At 70.9% G+C, this 21,727-nt stretch carries 18 protein-coding genes; 8 read left to right on the top strand and 10 right to left on the bottom strand.

Annotation, left to right across the window (positions count from 1 at the left end; translation table 11 throughout):
• Window positions 1-69: 69 nt before the first annotated feature.
• Together ACQPZG_RS24390 and ACQPZG_RS24385 are read right to left on the bottom strand one after the other, a co-directional pair.
• Window positions 70-2,715, bottom strand: a complete 2,646-nt coding sequence (locus ACQPZG_RS24390) for a phosphoribosyltransferase (RefSeq protein ID WP_433547854.1) — start codon at window positions 2,713-2,715, stop codon at window positions 70-72.
• A gap of 35 nt (window positions 2,716-2,750) precedes the next feature.
• Window positions 2,751-3,923 (bottom strand): HpcH/HpaI aldolase/citrate lyase family protein, encoded by a 1,173-nt coding sequence (locus ACQPZG_RS24385; protein ID WP_433547853.1) that lies wholly within the window; start codon window positions 3,921-3,923, stop codon window positions 2,751-2,753.
• Between the two features lie 199 nt (window positions 3,924-4,122).
• Here ACQPZG_RS24385 and ACQPZG_RS24380 point away from each other — a divergent pair, with 199 nt between their 5' ends.
• Entirely contained in the window at window positions 4,123-4,995 is an 873-nt protein-coding gene (locus tag ACQPZG_RS24380; protein ID WP_433549527.1) for a TerD family protein, read from the top strand.
• Window positions 4,996-5,142: 147 nt separating this feature from the next.
• On the opposite strand, the gene ACQPZG_RS24375 is transcribed toward ACQPZG_RS24380, so the two are convergent.
• The 6 genes from ACQPZG_RS24375 to ACQPZG_RS24350 form a co-directional block, all read right to left on the bottom strand.
• On the bottom strand, window positions 5,143-5,901 hold the full coding sequence (locus ACQPZG_RS24375; protein ID WP_433547852.1) for a TerD family protein: 759 nt from the start codon (window positions 5,899-5,901) through the stop codon (window positions 5,143-5,145).
• A gap of 117 nt (window positions 5,902-6,018) precedes the next feature.
• A complete protein-coding gene (locus ACQPZG_RS24370; protein WP_433547851.1) occupies window positions 6,019-7,167 on the bottom strand; it encodes a DUF475 domain-containing protein in 1,149 nt (382 codons plus the stop codon).
• A gap of 28 nt (window positions 7,168-7,195) precedes the next feature.
• Window positions 7,196-7,771: a TerD family protein gene (locus ACQPZG_RS24365; RefSeq protein ID WP_433547850.1), complete on the bottom strand. Its 576-nt coding sequence runs from the start codon at window positions 7,769-7,771 to the stop codon at window positions 7,196-7,198.
• A gap of 110 nt (window positions 7,772-7,881) precedes the next feature.
• A complete protein-coding gene (locus ACQPZG_RS24360) occupies window positions 7,882-8,457 on the bottom strand; it encodes a TerD family protein (protein WP_185026139.1) in 576 nt (191 codons plus the stop codon).
• A 160-nt stretch (window positions 8,458-8,617) separates the two neighbouring features.
• Window positions 8,618-9,100, bottom strand: coding sequence for a peroxiredoxin (locus ACQPZG_RS24355; RefSeq protein WP_433547849.1), 483 nt, complete (start codon window positions 9,098-9,100; stop codon window positions 8,618-8,620).
• Window positions 9,101-9,214: 114 nt separating this feature from the next.
• Window positions 9,215-9,655 carry a DUF3052 domain-containing protein gene (locus ACQPZG_RS24350; protein WP_433547848.1) on the bottom strand — a complete coding sequence of 147 codons (441 nt, stop codon included), beginning with the start codon at window positions 9,653-9,655 and terminating at the stop codon, window positions 9,215-9,217.
• A 507-nt stretch (window positions 9,656-10,162) separates the two neighbouring features.
• Between ACQPZG_RS24350 and aceE the strand changes: the two genes are divergently transcribed.
• Together aceE and ACQPZG_RS24340 are read left to right on the top strand one after the other, a co-directional pair.
• A complete protein-coding gene (gene aceE / locus ACQPZG_RS24345; RefSeq protein WP_433547847.1) occupies window positions 10,163-12,895 on the top strand; it encodes a pyruvate dehydrogenase (acetyl-transferring), homodimeric type in 2,733 nt (910 codons plus the stop codon).
• Window positions 12,896-12,970: 75 nt separating this feature from the next.
• Window positions 12,971-13,750: a potassium channel family protein gene (locus tag ACQPZG_RS24340; protein ID WP_433547846.1), complete on the top strand. Its 780-nt coding sequence runs from the start codon at window positions 12,971-12,973 to the stop codon at window positions 13,748-13,750.
• Here ACQPZG_RS24340 and ACQPZG_RS24335 read toward each other — a convergent pair.
• On the bottom strand, window positions 13,731-14,183 hold the full coding sequence (locus tag ACQPZG_RS24335) for a peptidase inhibitor family I36 protein (protein WP_433549526.1): 453 nt from the start codon (window positions 14,181-14,183) through the stop codon (window positions 13,731-13,733). The two genes, ACQPZG_RS24340 and ACQPZG_RS24335, sit on opposite strands and share 20 nt — an antisense overlap.
• A gap of 192 nt (window positions 14,184-14,375) precedes the next feature.
• Window positions 14,376-15,986, bottom strand: a complete 1,611-nt coding sequence (locus tag ACQPZG_RS24330) for an MFS transporter (RefSeq protein WP_433547845.1) — start codon at window positions 15,984-15,986, stop codon at window positions 14,376-14,378.
• A 140-nt stretch (window positions 15,987-16,126) separates the two neighbouring features.
• Here ACQPZG_RS24330 and ACQPZG_RS24325 point away from each other — a divergent pair, with 140 nt between their 5' ends.
• From ACQPZG_RS24325 to ACQPZG_RS24305, 5 genes are all read left to right on the top strand, one after another.
• Window positions 16,127-16,873: a TetR family transcriptional regulator gene (locus ACQPZG_RS24325; RefSeq protein ID WP_433547844.1), complete on the top strand. Its 747-nt coding sequence runs from the start codon at window positions 16,127-16,129 to the stop codon at window positions 16,871-16,873.
• Between the two features lie 78 nt (window positions 16,874-16,951).
• A complete protein-coding gene (locus ACQPZG_RS24320) occupies window positions 16,952-18,187 on the top strand; it encodes an alpha/beta hydrolase (RefSeq protein ID WP_433547843.1) in 1,236 nt (411 codons plus the stop codon).
• An 84-nt stretch (window positions 18,188-18,271) separates the two neighbouring features.
• The gene (locus ACQPZG_RS24315) at window positions 18,272-19,198 is read left to right on the top strand and encodes a DUF4429 domain-containing protein (protein ID WP_433547842.1); all 927 of its coding nucleotides are present in this window, start codon (window positions 18,272-18,274) and stop codon (window positions 19,196-19,198) included.
• Window positions 19,199-19,296: 98 nt separating this feature from the next.
• The gene (locus ACQPZG_RS24310) at window positions 19,297-20,844 is read left to right on the top strand and encodes a sensor histidine kinase (protein ID WP_433547841.1); all 1,548 of its coding nucleotides are present in this window, start codon (window positions 19,297-19,299) and stop codon (window positions 20,842-20,844) included.
• Window positions 20,841-21,521: a response regulator gene (locus ACQPZG_RS24305; protein ID WP_433547840.1), complete on the top strand. Its 681-nt coding sequence runs from the start codon at window positions 20,841-20,843 to the stop codon at window positions 21,519-21,521. Before ACQPZG_RS24310 ends, ACQPZG_RS24305 begins: the two co-directional genes overlap by 4 nt.
• The last annotated feature ends 206 nt before the right edge of the window (window positions 21,522-21,727 follow it).

The raw sequence follows: 21,727 nt of genomic DNA, 5'->3' as shown, positions 1-21,727 counted from the left end.
CCAGGGGGCCGGTCGGCTCGGCGAAGGGGGATGCGGAGCTGTTCACTTGGTCCACTCGGTTCGTGTGGGTCACTTGGTGCCGACCGCCTTGCCGTCGGCGCCGGTGGCGCCCCTGGTGAAGCGGGGGTGGATCAGGCCGACACAGGTGTACGGCAGGTCGTCGACCTCCTCGACGGGGACGCCGCGCTGTTCGGCGAGGAGCTGTACGTGGCGGAGGTCGGCGTCGGCGCCGCGGCGGGCGAGGATCTTCCAGGGGACGCGGCGCAGCAGGACGCGGGTCGTCTCGCCCACCCCGGGCTTGACGAGGTTGACGTCATGGATGCCGTACTCCTCGCTGATGCGTTCCACGGCGGCCCAGCCGTCCCAGGTGGGGGTGCGGTCCTGGTCCTGCAGTGCCTTGGCTTCGGTGTCGACGGCTTCGGACACCTCGTCGAAGCGGGCGGCGACCGCGTCGAGGAAGAGGGCGGAGACGTCGTCGCCTGCGAGGTCGCGGTAGAACTTCCCGCCGTGGAAGTCGTGCGGGCCGACCAGGTCGGCGCGCAGCACGGTGCGCGAGATCAGGCCGGAGACGGTGGAGTTGAGGCAGGCGGAGGGGATGAGGAAGTCCTCCCGGGTGCCGTAGGTGCGCACGCACGACCCCGGGTCGGCGAGGACGGCGATCTCCGGGTCGAAGCCGCGGAGCGGGTCCATGCCTTCGGCCCGGTGGAACGCGGCGACGGCGTCGGCGAGTTCGCGGGTGATGGCGCCCTTGCCGGTCCAGCCGTCGACGAAGACGACGTCGGCCGGATCGTGGTGGGCCGCCAGCCAGCGCAGCGCGTTGGCGTCGATGCCGCGGCCCCGGACGATGGACACCGCGTAGTGCGGCAGGCCCAGGCCGTGCCGGTACTGCGCCCAGCGACGCATCAGGACGCCGACGGGGGTGCCCGCGCGGGCGAGGGAGACCAGGACCGGGCGCGGGGACCGCTCGGCGAGGACGGTCTCGGTGACGACGCCGACCGCCTGCGCGATCCGGGCCGCCGACTCGTCCAGCGCCGTGCGGAACAGCTCCTGGTACGCGGGCGTCGGCTGGTACTCGACCGGCAGCGACTCCGCGTAGTGGGCGCCGCCCGCCTGGATCGCCTCCTCCCGCTCCTCCGTAGGCGCTTCCAGGGTCACGTCCGAGAGGTCCTGGAGGAGCCAGCCGACGTCGTCGGGCGCGTAGGAGGAGAAGCCGGGGCCCCGGAGCGGCTCGGGGAGCGGCGCGGGGAGGTGTTCGGGCACGGAGGGCTCCAGGGCCGACGAGGAGAGCGGGGACGAGGGAGCGGGCGGGGAGGAGGGAGCGGGCGCGGGGGTGTAGCTGGGCAGGACGGCGAGCAGGACACGGCCGGTGTGCGCGGCGAGGCGGGCCGGCAGGCCGTCGGGGGCGTGCAGCGAAGGCGTGTCGGCCACGGAGTCGACGACGACCAGCACGGCGTCGAAGCCCTCTCCGGACGTGCCGCGGGCGACGTTGTAGGCGTACCGCTCGCCGGGCCCGTCGGCGGGGTCGTCGTGCGCGGGAAAGACCAGTCGGGTGCGGATCGCGTATCCCGGATCGTCGACGGGGAGCACCGGCGAGCGGGTCGTGGTGGAGTACCGGACGTCGGCCCCGGTGCGGTTCTCCAGCTCCTGGGCGAGGCGCAGCGGTGCGTACATCAACTCCTCGCAGCCGAGGACCAGTACGCGCGCGTTCTCGGGCAGCTCGCCCAGCTCGGCGACGATCCGGTCGGTCATGGCGGGCAGCGCGTCCTCCAGCACGGTCCGGTGCGCGGGGGTGAAGCCGTGCCGGCCGCCGTCGGGGAGCCCGGCGGGCCAGCCGAGGTCCAGACGGACGACCTCGGCGGCCCCGGCCCCGTCGTCCCCGGCCCCGGGCCCGGTCACGTCGTCCCCGGCCCCGGCCCCGGACCCGGCGGCCGGGGCGGCGCCGCGCTGTCGCCTCTCCTCGTCCTCGACCAGCTGCCGGCCCTTCTCCAGGACGTCCCGCGGCAGTCGCACCGTGCCGGACGCCCTGGCGACGAGGTCGACGCGGGCGCCGATCGCGTCGGCGAAGGCGGCGAGCCGGTCGTGGTCCTGCGGGGAGCGCATGTCGACGAGGGCGACGACGACGTACCGTTCGCGCGGATGGCGGGCGTGCAGGTCGCGGATGGTGTTGAGGACGGTGTTCCCCGTGGAGAACTCGTCGTCGACGAGAACCAGCGGCCCGTCCGAGGCGAGCAGTGCCGGGTCCTCCGGCAGGAGCAGGTGCGAGGTGGCGTGCGAGTGGGACTCCTCGAACCCGCCCGCGGCCGGGACGTCCCGGACCGGCCGTCGGGTGGAGTGGAGGTAGGGCGCCGCCGCGAGGCCGTCGGCCACGCAGTGACCCAGCCCCGTCGCGGTCTCGGCGTACCCGAGGACGACCGCCCGTGCGGCGTCCCGCTCCCCCAGCAGCTCGCGCACCCTGCGCCCGAGCGCGAACCCGGCCCCGTACACCAGCGAGGGCTTCTGCGGGACGTGCTTGCCGAGCACGTTCGAGACGAGGAGGTGCGCCCGCCTGGGGTTGCGCCGCAGCGCCAGGCCCAGCAGGTCGGTCAGGGACTCGCCGCCGCCCAGGACTCCGCCGGTGGCACCGTCGGCGTCACCCTCCACCAGCTCCACACCGAGTCGTTCCGCTACCCAACTACCGGACCACACCACGTCGTTGTTCTCTCTTCTCTGTTTCATCGGCCGGTCCGTCATCACGTCGGCGGGGTGCCGCGTCAGTCCGCGAGTCCGGAGAGACCCGCGGTCAGGAGTTCCACGAAGCCGACGTCCTCGCGCGCCACACCGAACGTCTCGGCGCGCAGCAGGGTGCGCTCCGCCCACGTCCGGTGCGGCTTCACCTCGTTCATCTTGTTGGTGTACGCCGACCGCAGCACCCCGCCCCCGCCCCGGTCCGGCCGCAGGATGTCGCGGGCGTCGCTGTACTCCTCGTGGCTCACCACGGACAGCGCGTGCACGGGCAGTACGTGCGAGGGGTGGATGCAGGTCTTGCCGAGCAGTCCGTTGGCCCGGTCGAGGGCGATCTCGCGCAGCAGTCCGTCCATGTCGTGCGCGATGAGCGCGGTGCGCAGTTCCTCGGCCTGCCCCTCCATGAAGGGGCTGCGGCGCAGCTGCGGTTTGAACATGCGCTCCTGGGCGCGGAAGTACTCCCACACCGGTCCGGTGATGGTGAAGCCGGTGCCGTCGGAGCGGCCGAGCACGTTCACCACGTCCCCGATGACCGAGGCGACGATCTGGACGTCGTACGCCGTCATGTCGGGCGCCCGGCGCAGTCCGTACGCCGAGCAGAAGTCGGTGACGCCCAGGCGCAGGGCGAGCACCCGGTCGCGGTACTTGTCGACGGTGCGGGCGATGCCGCGCAGGGTCTCCGCCCGGGTCTCCAGGTGCAGGAGTTCCGGGGACTCCAGGACGGGCATCGCGAACAGCCGTCTGCCATCCGCCTCCTCGGCCGCCGTCAGCGCCTCCAGGAACGCGGTGCCGCGTTCCTCGGTGAACTTCGGAAGTACGAATCCGGACAACAGGCGGGCGGCGTCGCCGAGCCGGTGCACCAGGTCCGGCATCTGTTCCGGTTCGCGCACGCGGACGAACAGCAGCGGCGTCTCGCGACCGCACGCCGCCAGCTCGGTGAGCTGGCGCACCAGGTTCTCCTCGGCGCCCTCGACCTCCGTGTCGTCGATCGAATCCTCCAGGCAGAGCACCATGGAGACCACGCCGCGCCCAACCTGCTTGAGCACGTCGGCGGCGAGTGAGGGCCGGGTCGCGGGGCTGTACAGAGTGGCGCCGAGTGCGACCGCGAGGGTGCGTGCCGGGGAGTCCGCGTCAAAGACGAGCGGCTCCACATGGAAGAGATCCTTCCGCACCGAGGCAGGAATATGCCCGAAATGACGCATGTGAGTACCCCTGTGCTGGCGCGTGGACTGTGAACATGTGGCCGGTAATAGTACGTAGGGCCACGTGTCCGTAGTTCCCCTGACGCGTGAACTCCAGGTGATCCGCGGCGTCCGGCCCCGCATCCACCCCTGCCCCCGACGGTACGGGACACGCCCCCCACGTTGTCCCCGCACGCCTCGGGGAGGCAGGATGACCGGCATGACGCACGCGATGCTGAAGGGCGCGAACGTACCCCTCGACGCCTCGGCCGTACGGGCCGTGCTCCGGTGGACCCCCGGCCCCGGCATCCCCGACGTGGACGCCTCCGCCCTGCTGGTCGGGTCGGACGGGCGGGTGCGCGCCGACGAGGACTTCGTCTTCTACAACCACGTCCGCCACCCCTCCGGCCTGGTGCGCAAGCTGTCCAAGAAGCGCATTCCCGAGGGCAACACCGACACCGTCGTGGCCGATCTGTCGTCGCTGGCGCTCGACGCCTCCGTCGACCGGGTGGTGGTGGCGGCCTCGCTCGACGTGGAGTCCTTCGAGGGCGCCACCTTCGAGCACGTGCGGGACCTGCGGATCCTGCTGTACGACGCGACCGTCGCCGGGGCCGAGCCGCTCGCCGTTTTCGACGTGAAGCCGGAGACGGGCGAGGAGACGGCCGTGATCTGCGGCGAGGTCTACCGGCGCGGCGAGGGCTGGAAGTTCCGGGCGGTGGGGCAGGGGTATCCGACCGGGCTGATCGGCCTGGCCACCCAGTTCGGCGTCTCGGTGGACGAGAGCGAGGCGGCGGAGGGCGCCGACGCCGCCCGTCCCGAGCCCGCCGAGGGGGCGGGTTCCCCGTCCGCCCCGAGCCCCGCCGGGGAGCCCGTCACCCAGGCCGCGCCCCCGACCTCCTCCCCCGCCCGGCCGGCCTACGGCTATCCGCACCCGGCGCCGCCCCAGCCGCAGTCCCCGCCCGCCTACGGGTACCCGCAGTCCGCGTCGACCCAGCCCGCGTACGGCTACCCGCAGCCCGCCGCCGCGGCGGCCCACGCCCCGGACCCGAACTTCCGGCTGCCCCCGATGGGCCCCCAGTTCATCCGCGGCTGACCCGGCTCCCGCGACGTCGCTGCGGCTGACGCCCGGTGGCGCTGGGGCCTCCGGCCGGACCGCCCGGGGGCCGGGTCGCGTGCCGCCGGGACGGCCTGCGCCCGGGTCGGGCGCGGTTCGGGCCGGTGCGGGTCAGGTCGGCGCGGGTCAGGCCTTCGTCTTGTAGCCGCGGCCCCACTGGAGGCCCCAGCCGTACAGACGGTCCAGCTCGGCCTGGAACCCGTAGACGAATTTGACCTCGCGCCGCACGGTCAGCCCGTCCTTGCCGTTCTCGATGGTGAAGACCGCGCAGGAGCGGGCCTGCGGGGCGCGTTCGTCGAGCGGGATCTCGATGCGCGGCCCGTTGCTGGGATAGAGCGTGACGACGGCCTGGGTCCGGTCGAAGGCCGGGGTCTGGTCGTAGATGTACACGAAGACCAGGAGCCGCTTGATCTGTTCGCGGTGGTCGAGGTTGATGAAGACGGTCTCGCCGGAGGGGGCGCCGAACCGGTCGTCGCCGCTGAGCTTGACGTACGGCGGCCCGTTCATGTCGCCGAAGAAGCCGCCGAGGGGCTGTACGACGCCCTTGGTGCCGTCCCGCAGCTCGTAGAGGCAGCCGAGGTCCAGGTCGACGTTGACGACGCCCTGGGTGTGCGCCTGGACGGTTTCGGGCTGGAAGAACTTGAAGGGGCGGCCCAGCAGGCTGCCGGAGTGCTTCTGCCGGCCGCCTATGTCGGAGGTGCGCATCCGCCAGGAGAGGTTGACCCGCAGGCTGCCGGTGTCGGCGCCCTGCTTGCTGAGCGAGACCGCCGGATGGCGTTTGGTCAGCTCGATGGAGTTGGTCGCGGCGCTGCCCGAGTCGAACTGCGCGGACCTCGGCTGCAAGCCGCCCAGCACACCCTGCCTGAGCCTGTCCCAGAAGGTCATCCGACCCACCCCCACCCCTGTGTCCCCATGCCCCTCGACACCCCGACGGGGCGGTCGCACGGGCCCTCGGGCCCGTGCGACCGCCCCGTGGAAGAGCGTTCCTCAAACTCCCGTCCGTCACACCCCCGAGGGGACTTCGTCCCGCTTCTCAAGACTCGATCCGCCCGCGGCCTCCTCGGCCGCGATCCGCTTGTTGCGGCGGACCGAGGTCAGGAAGGACGCGGCGATCAGGAGGATGCCGACGGAGCCGGTGATGATCTCGTGGATCTCGTGCTGGATGGTGATGAGCAGGATCGCCGCCAGGGCGCCGATCGCGTAGTGCGCACCGTGCTCCAGGTACACGTAGTCGTCGAGGGTGCCCTCGCGGACCAGGTAGATCGTCAGCGAACGCACGTACATCGCGCCGATGCCGAGGCCGAGCGCCATCCAGAAGATGTGGTTCGTGATGGCGAAGGCGCCGATGACTCCGTCGAACGAGAACGAGGCGTCGAGGACTTCGAGGTACAGGAACAGGAAGAACGCCGCCTTGCCGGCCAGGCCGACCGCGGAGACCGGCTTGCCCTGCTTCTTGGCCTTCTCCTCCAGCTCGTGCTCGCGCTCCTCGTCCTCCTCCAGCTTGTTCTCGAAGTGGCCCGAGAGGCCGCCGACGATCAGGTACGTGATCAGACCCGCCACTCCGGCGAGCAGCACGGTGGACGTCTTGTCCGCGTGCCCGGTGCTGGTGTGCGCCTGGGTGGCGAACGTGAGGGAGGTGCCGAGCAGCACGATGAGCGCGACGCACACCGACAGCATGTCGACCTTGCCGAGCTTGGCGAGGGGACGCTCCAGCCAGGCGAGCCACTTGATGTCACGGTCCTCGAAGATGAAGTCGAGGAAGATCATCAGGAGGAACATGCCACCGAAGGCGGCGATCGACGCGTGCGCGTCGGTGACCAGGGCCTCGTACCGCTCCGGCTGGTCCATGGCCAGCTCGACGGCTTCGATCGGTCCGACCGAGGCGCTGATGGCCACGATGACGACGGGGAACACCAGCCGCATGCCGAACACGGCGATCAGGATGCCGATGGTCAGGAAGATCTTCTGCCAGAAGGCGTTCATCTTCTTGAGGATTCCGGCGTTGACGACCGCGTTGTCGAACGACAGGGAGATTTCGAGGATGGACAGGATCAATACGATCCCGAACGCCTCCCACCCCCACTGCCAGGCGGCGAAGGCGAGGCCGAGCGCAGTGACTGCGAACGACCAGCCGAAGGTTTTCAGGACCACTTACTACCCCATCGTCTTGTAGCGGGCTTTACGAAACGTTGACCCCGAAGTCTAGAGCGATGCCCCGCAGGCCCGACGCATACCCCTGCCCCACGGCACGGAACTTCCATTCCCCGCCGTACCGGTAGACCTCGCCGAAGATCATCGCGGTCTCGCTGGAGGCGTCCTCACTGAGGTCGTAGCGGGCCAGCTCGTTGCCGTCCGCCTGATTCACCACACGGATGAAGGCGTTGCTGACCTGGCCGAACGTCTGCCCGCGGTTGTCCGCGTCATGAATCGAGACCGGAAAGATGATCCTGTCGACGGTCATCGGGACCTTGGAGAGGTCGATGAGCAGCGACTCGTCGTCGCCGTCGCCCTCGCCGGTGAGGTTGTCGCCCGTGTGCTCGACGGAGCCCTCCGGGCTGGTGAGGTTGTTGTAGAAGATGAAGTACTCGTCGCCGAGCACCCGGCCGTCCTTGCACAGCAGTGCGCTGGCGTCCAGGTCGAAATCGGCCCCGGTGGTGGAACGTGCGTCCCAGCCGAGTCCGACCAGGATCTGGGTCAGGTTCGGAGCGGCCTTCGAGAGGGAGACGTTGCCTCCCTTGGCGAGCGTGACGCCCATGTTCTTTCTTCCTCCCCGCGGTGAAGCTGTGGATAGGCGCGTCCGGCGCCGCACGAACGTGCGGCGCCGGACGGGTGGTGCGTGGCTGACGCGGAGGCGCAGCGCCTGGCTCAGACGTTGACGCCGAAGTCCTGGGCGATGCCCCGCAGGCCCGAGGCGTAGCCCTGGCCGATGGCGCGGAACTTCCACTCCGCGCCGTTGCGGTAGAGCTCGCCGAAGACCATGGCGGTCTCGGTCGAGGCGTCCTCGCTGAGGTCGTAGCGGGCCAGCTCGTTGCCGTCCGCCTGGTTCACGACGCGGATGTACGCGTTGCGGACCTGGCCGAAGCTCTGCTGGCGGGACTCGGCCTCGTAGATCGAGACCGGGAAGACGATCTTGGCGACGTCGGCGGGCACGCCCGCCAGGTTCACCTTGATGACCTCGTCGTCGCCCTCGCCCTCACCGGTGAGGTTGTCACCGGTGTGCTCGACGGAGCCGTCGGGGCTCTTGAGGTTGTTGAAGAAGACGAAGTTCGAGTCGTTGGCGACCTTGCCCGCGTCGTTGGTGAGCAGCGCGCTGGCGTCGAGGTCGAAGTCGCCGCCGGTGGTGGTGCGCGCGTCCCAGCCCAGGCCGACGATGACGGCCGTCAGGTTCGGTGCGGCCTTGGACAGCGAGACGTTCCCGCCCTTGCTGAGGCTGACTCCCACGAGTCCTCCAAAGGTGTCGAGGGGCTCAGGGAGGCCCTGCCCCGTACTACAGCTGGTATCGGATCAACGTCTCGATCCTAGTGACCGGTTCCCTGATCCGGCAGGACTTAGGTCCCGACTTACCGGTTCCGGGCGGATCGGCCGGCGGGCCGCCGCCCGGTCACAGGGCGGCCAGGGCTCCGGCGTACGCGTCGGGGTCACGGGCGTCGGGCAGGGCGTTGACGACCGCCCAGCGGACGACGCCCTCCTTGTCGATGACGAACGTGCCGCGCACCGCGCAGCCCTTGTCGGAGTCGAAGACGCCGTAGGCCCGTGCGACGTCGCCGTGCGGCCAGAAGTCGGACAGCAGCGGGTACTCCAGGTCCTCCTGCTCGGCGAAGACGCGCAGGGTGTGCGGGGAGTCGCAGGAGACGGCGAGGAGCTGGACGTCCTCGTTGACGAAGGTCTCCGACGCCTCGCGCAGCGCCCGCAGCTCCTCGGTGCAGACCCCGGTGAAGGCGAAGGGGTAGAAGACCAGCACCACGTGCCGCTCGCCCCGTAGGTCGGACAGGCGCACGGTGCGGCCGTGGTTGTCCTTCAGCGCGAAGTCCGGGGCGACCCGGCCCACCCCCGCAGCCGTGCCCGTTTCCGCCTCGATCGTCATGCGTGCCGCCGCTTCCTCGCCGTGGGGACCGTTCGGGACGAGCCTACGCAAAGGGCCCCCGCCGGCCTGCGCCGGAGGGGGCCCTTCGTACCGCTCATGAGGTCGTTCCGGCTGCTAGCGCTTGCCGGACTTCGCCGCCTTCGGGGTGACCAGGCGGCTGCCCGTCCAGTCCTTGCCCGCGTTGATGCTCTTGGTCTGCGAGAGACCGGCGGTCTGTGCGGCTTCGTTGATGTCGCTCGGTTCGACATAGCCGTCACGGCCGGTCTTGGGGGTCATCAGCCAGACGGTGCCACCGTCGTCGACGAGCTGCGTGGCATCCACCAACGCGTCCGTCAGGTCGCCGTCCTCGTCCCTGAACCACAGGACGACGGCGTCGGCCACGTCGTCGTAGTCCTCGTCGACGAGTTCGCCGCCGATGATCTCCTCGATGGCTTCGCGGAGCTCCTGATCGACATCGTCGTCGAAGCCGATCTCCTGGACCACCTGCTCGGGCTGGAAACCCAGCCTCGCGGCAGGGTTGGTCCGCTCCTCCGCGTGGTCCGCGGTCGCGCTCACGGATTGCCTCCTGATCTTTTTTCGGGAAGTGCTTTTTCAGCAATGTGCCTGAGCCGCGCGCGTGCGCGGCATTGGCCGTAGTCCACACGGGCGGGACCGATCGCGCAAGTACCCGGCCGCCCGGACCGCCGAAACGGTGACGGATGGGGCACCCGCACCGCAACTCCTGACGGCCCCTCGGGGGGCCGCAGTGATTCATCCCACACCCTTACGTACGCTTCCTGATGTTTTGCGGCTTCAGTGCGCCAATCGGGGGCGAACGGTCTTACGAAACGCATGAACGGGTTGGGCGTAAGGTTGCGATTTGGTCGATGTCGCCTGCACGGGCACCGGCCGGGGGTCGGCGCTCGACGAGGGTTACCCCGCGGTAGAGATGACGTTTACGTCCCCTGGGTACACGATGGACAGCGGCGCGACACCCAGACAGTGACAGCTCAGTGACCCCCACTGGCGCCTCCTCACTGGCACCCGCATGTGTGGTCATTTCCCTACGAGTGAAGGAACAGCGTGGCTTCCGGATCCGATCGCAACCCGATCATCATTGGCGGCCTGCCGAGCCAGGTCCCGGATTTCGATCCCGAGGAGACCCAGGAATGGCTCGACTCGCTTGATGCGGCCGTCGACGAGCGGGGCCGCGAACGCGCCCGCTATCTGATGCTCCGCCTGATCGAGCGCGCCCGCGAGAAGCGCGTGGCCGTGCCCGAGATGCGCAGCACGGACTACGTCAACACGATCGCGACCAAGGACGAGCCGTTCTTCCCGGGCGACGAGGAGATCGAGCGCAAGGTCCTCAACGCGACCCGCTGGAACGCGGCCGTGATGGTCTCCCGGGCCCAGCGGCCCGGCATCGGCGTCGGCGGCCACATCGCCACCTTCGCCTCCTCCGCCTCGCTGTACGACGTGGGCTTCAACCACTTCTTCCGCGGCAAGGACGACGGCGACGGCGGCGACCAGATCTTCTTCCAGGGGCACGCCTCGCCGGGCATCTACGCCCGCGCGTTCCTGCTGGACCGGCTGACCGAGGCGCAGCTCGACGCGTTCCGCCAGGAGAAGTCGAAGTTCCCCGACGGTCTGTCCTCGTACCCCCACCCGCGGCTGATGCCGGACTTCTGGGAGTTCCCGACCGTCTCGATGGGCCTCGGCCCCCTCGGCGCCATCTACCAGGCCCGGATGAACCGGTACATGGAGGCGCGCGGCATCGCCGACACCTCCAAGTCGCACGTGTGGGCGTACCTGGGCGACGGCGAGATGGACGAGCCCGAGTCGCTCGGCCAGCTGTCCATCGCCGCCCGCGAGGGCCTGGACAACCTGACCTTCGTCGTCAACTGCAACCTCCAGCGCCTCGACGGCCCGGTGCGCGGCAACGGCAAGGTCATCCAGGAGCTGGAGTCGCAGTTCCGCGGGGCCGGCTGGAACGTCATCAAGCTGGTCTGGGACCGTTCCTGGGACCCGCTGCTCGCGCAGGACCGCACCGGCATCCTGGTCAACAAGCTCAACACGACCCCGGACGGCCAGTTCCAGACGTACGCCACCGAGACCGGCGCGTACATCCGCGAGCACTTCTTCGGTGACGACCAGCGGCTGCGCGACATGGTCAAGGACATGTCGGACGAGCAGATCCTGCACCTGGGACGCGGCGGCCACGACCACAAGAAGGTGTACGCGGCGTACGCGGCGGCCAAGGCGCACAAGGGCCAGCCGACCGTGATCCTCGCGCAGACGGTCAAGGGCTGGACGCTGGGGCCGAACTTCGAGGGCCGCAACGCCACGCACCAGATGAAGAAGCTGACCGCGGACGACCTCAAGCGCTTCCGTGACCGGCTGCACATCCCGATCGCCGACAAGGAGCTGGAGAGCGGCGCGCCGCCGTACTACCACCCGGGCCGCGACTCGGAGGAGATCCAGTACATGCACGACCGCCGCAAGAGCCTGGGCGGTTACGTGCCGAGCCGGGTGGTGCGCGCCAAGCCCCTGCCGCTGCCCGGGGAGAAGACGTACGCGGCCGCGAAGAAGGGCTCCGGCACGCAGTCGATCGCCACGACCATGGCATTCGTCCGCGTCCTCAAGGACCTCATGCGGGACAAGGAGATCGGCAAGCGTTTCGTGCTGATCGCGCCCGACGAGTACCGCACCTTCGGCATGGACGCGTTCTTCCCGAGCGCGAAGATCTACAACCCGCTCGGTCAGCAGTACGAGTCCGTGGACCGCGAACTGCTGCTCGCCTACAAGGAGTCGCCGACCGGCCAGATGCTGCACGACGGCATCTCCGAAGCGGGCTGCACGGCCTCGCTGATCGCCGCGGGTTCGGCGTACGCGACGCACGGCGAGCCGCTGATCCCGGTGTACGTCTTCTACTCGATGTTCGGTTTCCAGCGCACCGGCGACCAGTTCTGGCAGATGGCCGACCAGCTCTCGCGCGGTTTCGTACTGGGTGCGACCGCCGGCCGTACGACGCTGACCGGTGAGGGTCTCCAGCACGCCGACGGCCACTCGCAGCTGCTCGCGTCCACCAACCCGGGCTGCGTGTCGTACGACCCGGCCTTCGGGTACGAGATCGCGCACATCGTCCAGGACGGCCTGAAGCGGATGTACGGCGAGAACGCCGAGGACGTCTTCTACTACCTGACCGTCTACAACGAGCCGATCCAGCACCCGGCCGAGCCGGAGAACGTGGACGCCGAGGGCATCCTCAAGGGCATCTACCGCTACAGCACCGGTACGAAGGGCGAGATCCCGGCGCAGCTCATGGCGTCCGGTGTCGCGGTGCCGTGGGCGGTCGAGGCGCAGCAGATCCTCGCCGACGAGTGGAACGTCAAGGCCGACATCTGGTCCGCGACGTCCTGGAACGAGCTGCGCCGCGACGCCGTGGAGTGCGAGGAGCACAACCTCCTGCACCCCGAGGAAGAGATCCGCGTGCCGTACGTGACGCGGAAGCTCGACGGCGCCGAGGGGCCGTTCGTGGCGGTCTCCGACTGGATGCGTGCGGTTCCGGACCAGATCTCGCGCTGGGTGCCGGGTGCGTACACCTCGCTCGGTGCGGACGGCTTCGGTTTCGCCGACACGCGGGGCGCGGCCCGTCGCTACTTCCACATCGACGCCCAGTCGATCGTCCTGGCGACGCTCTCCGAGCTGGCCAAGCAGGGGAAGATCGACCGTTCCGCGCTGAAGCAGGCGGTGGACCGCTACCGGCTGCTCGACGTGACGGCGGCCGACCCGGGTGCGGCCGGCGGCGACGCGTAAACGCATGACACGGTGAGCGAGGGCGGCGGGACCCGAGGGTCCCGCCGCCCTCGCGCGTTCTCTACGATGCCGGGCATGAAGCAGCAAACCGCTCAGGTCAGGTGGGAGCGGCACACCCAGAACCCGCTGCTGGCCCTCGCTGTCGCCTTCGCCGTCGCGTACGCCGTGCCGATCGTCGCGCCGGACGCCCCCGCCGGGTTGCACCTGGCCTGTTCCGTGACGGAGTGGGTGGTGTGGGCGGCCTTCGCCGCGGACTACCTCGTACGGCTCGTGCTGGCCCCCGCGAAGTGGCTCTTCGTCCGCAGCCATCCGCTGGACCTGCTCGCCGTACTGCTGCCGATGCTTCGGCCGCTGCGACTGCTGCGGCTGGTGTCGACGCTGCTGCTGGCCGGGCACAGGGCGCGGATGGCCTCGCAGATCGGCCTGACCGCCCATGTGGGCGGCGCCGTGGTCGGGCTGCTGATGTTTGGTTCCCTGGCGGTCCTGGAGGTCGAGCGGGACGCGCCGGAGGGGAACATCGAGACGCTGGGTGACGCGGTCTGGTGGTCGTTCACCACGATGACCACGGTCGGGTACGGGGACCACTCCCCCACCACCGGCCTGGGGCGGGTCCTCGCCGTCGGGCTGATGCTGTCGGGGATCGCCCTGCTCGGCGTGGTGACCGCGAACATCGCCGCCTGGTTCATCTCCCGGTTCGAGCGGGACGACGCCCACGAGCGCCGTCAGACGGCTCTCCTCGAAGCACTGACCCGCGAGGTCGGCGAGCTGCGGGCGGAGATCGGCCGGCTGAGCGCCGCGGAGCCGCCGGTCGCCCAGCGGTCTTCCGGGCCGGACGTCAGTTCTCCCACACCTTGAACGCCCGCACCTTGTACGGGGAGCGGGGCACCCAGCTGCCGCTGCCGGGATATGTGTCGAACTCGCCGCTCTCCGCGCACTCGGCCGACTGATAGGTGGTGACGGGGCGGCCGGTGCGGTTGGCGAGGGCCTGGGCGTCGGCGCCGGGCGGCAGCGGCACACAGGACTCGATGTCCGTGCCGGCCAGCTCGTGGGCGTACCGCTTGCCCTTGAAGTCGGGCTTGTGCCAGAGGCAGAACTCGCCGACGGCGCAGGCCCCGAGCTGGACGCCGGCGGGAGCCGGAGCTGCGACGGGTGCGGCGGTCGCGGGTGCGACGGCTGTCGCGGGTGCTGTGGCGCTGGTGGGTACGGGTGCGGCGGCACTGGCGGGTGCGGCAGCCAGGGGCAGCAGGGCGGTGGCCGTCAGAGCGGCGGTGAGCGCGGTCGTGCGGATCGTGTTCATGAGGTCCCCCCGGAGTCGCGTGGATCGAATGCGTCCACGGTGACCTGCGCGAACGGGGGCGCGGAAGAGGCCCTGCGACGGATCACCCGGATAGGCGACAGCCCCGCCGGAACCGGTCCGGCGGGGCTGTACGGGCGCGGAGTTGACGCCTCCGTGAGCGTGCGCACGGCGGAATGCGGTGCCTCAGATGTGGACTCCGCCGCCCGCCGCGTCGGCGTTCGCGCCGCGCTTGGTGAAGAGGGCGACGACGGCCGCGACCACGGCGACACTTCCGGCGACGGTGAAGGCGAAGCCCATGCCCGACACGAACGTGTCATGGATGACGTCGGAGATCGCCTTGAAGCCCTCGGGCGTCATGCCCGGCGCCTTGGCCAGTGCCTGGGGGACCATGCCGAACTCGGCGGCCTGTTCCAGCTGCGGCGACGGCGGGGCCGGAATGCCGGCGTCCTTCCAGTTGCCCGCGAACTCGGCGTTGACGCGCGAGGACATCACCGCGCCGAGGACGGCCGTGCCGAGTGCGCCGCCGACCTGCATGCCCGCCTGCTGGAGGCCACCGGCCACGCCGGACAGCTCCAGCGGCGCGTTGCCGACGATGACCTCGGTCGCGCCGACCATGACCGGTGCCAGGCCGAGTCCGAGCAGCCCGAACCACAGCGACATGGTCAGGGTGCCGGAGCCCGCGTCCAGCTGGGACATCCCGAACATGGCGGTGGCGGTGCACACCATGCCGCCGACCAGCGGTACCCGCGGCCCGAACTTGGTGATCGCCAGGCCCGCGAGGGGCGAGGAGACGATCATCATGCCGGTGAGCGGCAGCAGGTGCAGTCCGCTGTCGACCGGGCTCAGGCCGTGCACGCCCTGGAGGTAGAACGTCACGAAGAACAGGCCGCCCATGAACGCGAACGCCATCAGCACCATGAGGACCACACCGGCCGACAGCGGCACGGAACGGAACATGGCCAGCGGGATCAGCGGCTCCCTCGCCTTGGTCTCCCAGAGGGCGAAGAGGACGAAGAGGACGACCGAACCGCCGACGCACAGCCAGGTGTTCACACCGCCCCAGCCCCAGGACTCGCCCGCCTTGATGAGTCCGTAGACGAGTGCGCCCATCGCGCCGGAGAGCAGCAGGATGCCGGGGATGTCGAAGGAGCGCGGGGCGTTCTCGGCGCGGTGGTCGCGCAGCACCACCAGGCCGAAGATGAGGGCGAGGATGCCGACGGGGACGTTGATGAAGAAGACGGACTGCCAGGAGACGTGCTCGACGAGCAGGCCGCCGACGATCGGGCCACCGGCGGTGGAGGCACCGATGACCATGCCCCAGATGCCGATCGCCATGTTCAGCTTCTCGGCCGGGAAGGTGGCGCGCAGCAGGCCGAGCGCGGCGGGCATGAGCAGTGCGCCGAACAGGCCCTGGAGCACGCGGAAGGCGATGACCAGGCCGATCTCCTTGGAGAAGCCGATCGCGGCGGAGGACACGGCGAAGCCCGCGATGCCTATGAGGAAGGTCTGCCGGTGGCCGAAGCGGTCGCCGAGCTTGCCCGCGGTGATGAGCGCGACGGCGAGCGCGAGCAGATAGCCGTTGGTGATCCACTGGACGTCGGCGAGGGTCGCCTGGAGGTCGTGCTGGATGGCGGGGTTGGCGATGGCGACGATCGTGCCGTCGAGGGCGACCATCATCACGCCGATCGCCACGGCGAAGAGCGTCAGCCACGGGTGGCCGCGAAGCCCTCCGGCCTTCTGCGGTACGGGGTCCGGGCCCGGCGGCACCTTGTCGAGCGTGGTCTGTGCAGTCATCTTTCCAGATTAGTGTCAGTCACTGACACTTGACGAACCAATTCACAAGCCGGTAACTGTCACGTAGCTCACAGGTAGGCTGAGCGGGACAAATCCCCTGGCCGAGCCCAGGAAAACCCAAAGGAACAGGGCCCAGACGGATGGCGGACCAACGGGATGCGGCGGCCCCGGGAACGCCCCGGGCGCACGGCCTGCGCGAGCGCAAGAAGCAGCGCACCCGCAACGCGCTGCTGCGGGTCGCGCTCGAACTGTTCACCACGCAGGGCTACGAGCACACGACCGTCGACGAGATCGCGGACGCCGTCGACGTCTCGCAGCGCACCTTCTTCCGCTACTTCTCCTCCAAGGAGGAGGTCGCCTTCACCGTCGTGTCGATGGTGGAGGCCCGGTTCCTGGACGCGGTGCGCGCCCGGCCCGCCGAGGAGGATCCGCTGACGGCTCTGCGCAACGCCGTCACCCTGGCCTGGGACTCGGTGGGCGAGGCGATCGAGGCCGTGGTGCCGATCGAGCTGCACATGCGGGCCTACCAGATGATCGAGTCCACCCCGGCGCTGCTCGCGGTCCATCTGCGCCGCTCCACGGAGGTGGAGGACGCGCTGGCGGCCGTCGTCGCGGAGCGGGAGGGGCTCGACGTCGACGAGGACCCGCGTCCGCGGATCGTGGTGGCCGCCTTCGGCGGGGTGATGCGGCTCACCGGACGGATGTGGGGACAGCGCGAGGACGCGAGCCTGCCCGCCATCCGCGAGCTGACCGTCCACTGCCTGGACCAGCTGGGCCCCGCGCTGGCCGGAAACTGGCGGCGGTCCGGCACCGCTGACGGCGGGGGGGCCGCGGGGAGCGGCCACAGCGCGCCGGGTGGCCCGCAGAGTCCCCCACATCTGCCCTGACCTTCACACCTTTATCGAAACGTGATCCGCGTCACGGAATATGCACGGGCCGCGACAGGTCGTTTAAGTTGGCCCGCAGTGACTTCCTTCGACCCCTCCCCCTCTGCGACCACGTGGCGGACACTGCTGGCCCTGGCCGTGGTGTTCGTGATGCTCGCGACCACCGGCTGGACCGCCGTCCGTGAGCGGCACGACCCCGACGTCTCCCTCAAGGAGGCGTTCGCGGCCTGGCAGCACGACCGCGTCGACGGCCGTCGGCTCCCCGACCCGCAGGGCCCGCCGCAGCGGGTGGCCCACTTCTTCGACGCGTTGTCCGCACCGCAGCGAAAGCGCCTCGTGGAGGCGTACCCGCTGGTCGTCGGCAACCTCAACGGCGCCCCCGTGGGGCTGCGTTTCGCGGCGAACCGGCTGGCGCTGGCCCAGTCGAAGGCGACCGAACTGCGCCGGATGGCGAACCCGAAGGTCTCCCGGGCCGGACGTCAGGACGCCGACCGGCGCATGCACCGGTTCGCCGCGCTGCTGCGCCCGCACCGCCAGGTGCTCGCGTTCGACCCGGCGGGCGGCGGCCGGGTCGCGGAGGTCTTCGGCGACCTGGACCGGGCGTCGCGGATCTCGGTCGTCGTACCCGGCGTCGACACCAACGTCGTCAACTTCGAGCGGACCTACCTGCGTTACTCCTCCCCGGTGGGGATGGCGAAGTCGCTGTACGCCGCGGAACGCGAGGCGGCCCCCGGCAAACCGGTCGCGGTCATCGCGTGGGCCGACTACACCGCGCCCACCGGCCTCGGCATGGACGCCATGGTCGGCGCCGCGGCGCAGGCGGGGGCGCGGCGGCTGGCCGCCCTGACCCGGGCGCTGCCGGGCTCCGGGCGGGGGCCGGACGTGCCGGTGTCGTTGTTCTGCCACAGCTACGGGTCGGTGGTGTGCGGGGTCGCGGCACGGCAGCTGCCGGAGCGGGTCACCGACATAGCCGTCTCGGGCAGCCCGGGGATGCGGGCGGACTCCGCGGCGGAACTGGGCACGACGGCGCGGGTGTGGGCGATGCGCGATGCGGACGACTGGATCCAGGGCGTGCCCTACCTGGAGGTCGGCGGGGTGGGGCACGGCACGGACCCGGTGTCGGCGGAGTTCGGGGCCCGGGTGCTGTCGGCGGCGGACGCCGTCGGCCACACCGGCTACTTCGTGCCGGGCACCGAGAGCATCGGCAACTTCGCGCGGATCGGCGTCGGCGCGTACGACGGGCTGAGCTGCGCGGGCGGCGGGGACTCCTGCCGCGACGGAATCGACGAACAGGGCGGGGACGGCGATGTGTGAGGTGTCCGACGCGCGTGGCGAACGGGAAATCGGGGTGGCCGCCGAGGGGCGACGTCCGGGCGGGTGCCGCATACGATGAGCCGCATGGGTGATGTGCTGGCCGGTATTCATGCCACCTGGGAGTTCGACGGCGACTCCGTGCTCATCCGCTTCGAACGGGGGATACGTACGCCGAAACTTCTGTCCGCGCTCGGCGAGCGGCGCATCCCGCACGAGGCGCTGGCCGACGTGACGCTGACGCAGGGCAAGCGCGGCACGGTCGTGCTGCACGCGGTACCGAGACCGGGCGCCGACCCGCTGATGGACGCGGCGGCCGGACAGCTCAAGGAGGGCTGCGACCCCTACCGGCTGGTGCTTCCCGCGGAACGCGAGGTGCTCGCCGAGTACTACGCGGACGAACTGCGGGAGCGGGTACGGGCAGCCGCCGCGCGCGTCGGCGACGCGGGGCCCCCGGACCGGTTCCTGGTGGCGGCGCCCGAGGGGCCGCTCCAGTTCAAGGCCTACGACGGCAAGGCCGGCTTCGACGGTGCGCAGGTGACCTTCCGTTGGTTCTGGACGGGCGCGTCGTCGGCGAAGTGGAAGGTCGGCGACCAGAGCTTTCCGGTCGCGTCGCTGAGCGGGGTCGAGTGGCGCTCGCCCGACGTCTTCAACGGGCACCTGCGGATGCTGTTGCGGGACGACGTGGACGGCAGCGGCGCCGGTCCGGCCGACCAGGACCCGGCCGCGGTGGTGTTCGGGCTGGGCTACGGCCCGGTGCACGAGTCGCTGCCCTTCGCGGCGGCGGTGCTGGCCGCGGTACGCAGCACGGTGCCCGCGGGCGTCTCCGAACGGGGCCCGGCGCCGTCGGACACCGCGGTCGTGCCCCGCCGGATGGGCGCGCTCGGCGCGGCACGACGGGACCCGGCCGACATCGCGGAGCGGATCAGGCACCTCGGGGAGCTGCACGAGGCGGGGCTGGTGACCGACGAGGAGTTCGGCGCGAAGAAGGCCGAGCTGCTGTCGGAGTTGTAGCCGGGGCCTGCGGGGGGCCTGGTACCAGGGTATGAGGGCAGGGACCGAACCACGGTATGACGTGGGGAAACGGGTGCGCTGCCTACGCTGGGGAAGCCATGAGAGAACCGATTCCGTCACCTCCTCGCCGTCCCCCGCCGCCCGCGGCCCCGCCGAAGCCGGACGGCCCGCCCACCGCCGGCCTTCCCGTGGAGGGGTTGTTCGGCGCGGCCGCACGCAATCTGCGCGAACTCCGCCACGCCCTCACCCACCCCTCGCACCCGCCGACCCCCCTGCTGGCGGGCGCGCCCAGGCGCTGGCAGCGGTTGCTGCCGTACGGCGTGGTCCTCGCGGTCACCGCCGTGCTCCTCCCCACCTCGATCACCGTGCTGACCCAGGACTACGACGTGCCGGGCGGCGTCGCGTCGGCGCTGGCGGCGTTGCAGGTGCTGCCGCTGCTGATGATGACGCACCGGCCGCTCCAGGCGTGGTGGATCGTCTTCCCGTCCGGTGTGGTCGGCAGCCTCTTCCTGCTCCGCGCGCCCGTCGAGGCGGGAAAGGCGATCTGGCCGTGGCCCGCGCCGACCATCGTCGGCATGCTCTTCCTGCTCTTCGCCCTCGCCCTGCGGGAACGCAGGAAGGCTTTGATCGGGGCGTGGCTGTGCACGGTGGTCGCGGGCATCACCCTGGGACAGTTCCTCCCCGAGGCCAGCGACGGCACCAACGTGCTCACGATCGTGCTGAGCGGGGTGGTACTGGTCATCGGCGGGGCACTGCGCGAGCGCGGAGAGGCACAGCGCCGGCTGGTGGAGCAGGAGACCATCAGCGAGGCGGAACGGGCCCGGCGCACCCTGCTGGAGGAACGGACTCGCATCGCACGGGAGTTGCACGACGTGGTCGCCCACCACATGTCGATGATCACGGTGCAGGCCGACTCCGCCCCGTACCGGATCAGCGGGCTGCCCGCCGAGGCGACGGAGGAGTTCGCGTCGATCGCCTCCAGCGCCCGCGAGTCGCTGACGGAGATGCGCCGGCTGCTCGCGGTGCTGCGCAGCGAGGGCACCGCAGGGGAGCGGGCGCCGCAGCCGGGACTGGGCAAGGTGCAGCAGTTGGTGGAGGCGACGGTACGGGCGGGGGTGCCGGCCGAGTTGTCGATGGCGGCGGAACTGGCCCCGGGGCCGGGCAGGACGGCGGTCCCGCAGGCGGTGGACCTGTCGGCGTACCGGATCGTGCAGGAGGCGCTCGCCAACGTGGTGCGGCACGCGCCGGGCGCGGTGACCCGGGTGTCGGTACGGGCGGAGGAGGCGGACCTGCTGGTGCTGGTCGTCAACGGGCCCGCCCCGGAGCCGGGTTCGCCGGCCTCGCGGGCGCGGGTGGAGGCGAAGGGGGCCGGTGGGCACGGGCTGGTCGGGATGCGCGAGCGCGTACGGTTGACCGGCGGCACGCTGGACACCGGGCCGCTGCCGGACGGCGGTTTCCGGGTCGCGGCACGCCTGCCGCTGACGGCGGGGGCGGCCACGCCTCCGGTGCCGGACTCCGCCGCCGCATCGGCGCCCGTACCCGACCTGGACGAAGGCCACGCCGACGCTCCGCGCGGCCCTCACGACACCCGCCCCACCCCCGCTCCCCCGCCGAACCCGACAGTGAAGGACTCCCCCGACCCATGACCATCCGCGTGATCATCGTCGACGACCAGGCCATGGTGCGGGCCGGATTCGCCGCCCTGCTCTCGGCGCAGGCCGACATCGACGTGGTGGGCGAGGCGCCCGACGGCCGGCAGGGCGTGGACGTCAGCCGCAGCACGCATCCCGACGTCGTGCTGATGGACGTACGGATGCCGGAGATGGACGGGCTGGCCGCCGCGCGGGAACTCCTGAACCCCCCGGCAGGGGTGGTGCACCGGCCGAAGGTGCTGATGCTGACCACCTTCGACGTCGACGACTACGTCTACGAGGCGCTGCGCGCGGGGGCCTCCGGCTTCCTGCTGAAGGACGCGCCGCCCGCCGATCTGATCGCGGCGGTACGGGTGGTGGCGGCCGGGGACGCCCTGCTCGCTCCGTCCGTGACCCGCCGCCTGATCGCGGACTTCGCGGCGCAGCGTCCCGGCCGGCGCCGCGACCCGGCCCTGCGCCTGAACGGGCTGACGCCCCGCGAGACGGAGGTGCTGGAGCTGATCGCACGCGGCCTGTCCAACCAGGAGATCGCGGACCAGCTGATCCTCGCCGAGCAGACCGTGAAGACGCACATCGGGCGGGTACTGGCCAAACTGGATCTGCGCGACCGCGCGCAGGCCGTCATCTTCGCGTACGAATCGGGCCTCGTGGCACCCGGCGACGCGGGGTGACGGGGGCCCTCGCCCCACCCCTTCGGGGGGCCGCCACCCGCTCCCACCCGGGGGCCACCCCCACCCTCTGACCTGCGGAAAACCTCCAGTACTGCGGTATCACACAGGAGTTGGCTCCGTGGTGTGACGCCCCGGCGCATGCCCTGTTCCTACCTTCCTCTCCATCGAGCCCGGCACGGGCGGCGAAGTGGACGAGAGAGGGGATG

This window comes from Streptomyces sp. CA-294286, from assembly GCF_050947155.1.
GTDB lineage: Bacteria > Actinomycetota > Actinomycetes > Streptomycetales > Streptomycetaceae > Streptomyces.
Note: the sequence above shows the minus strand (reverse complement) of the source record. Positions and strands in the feature narration are given on the sequence as shown.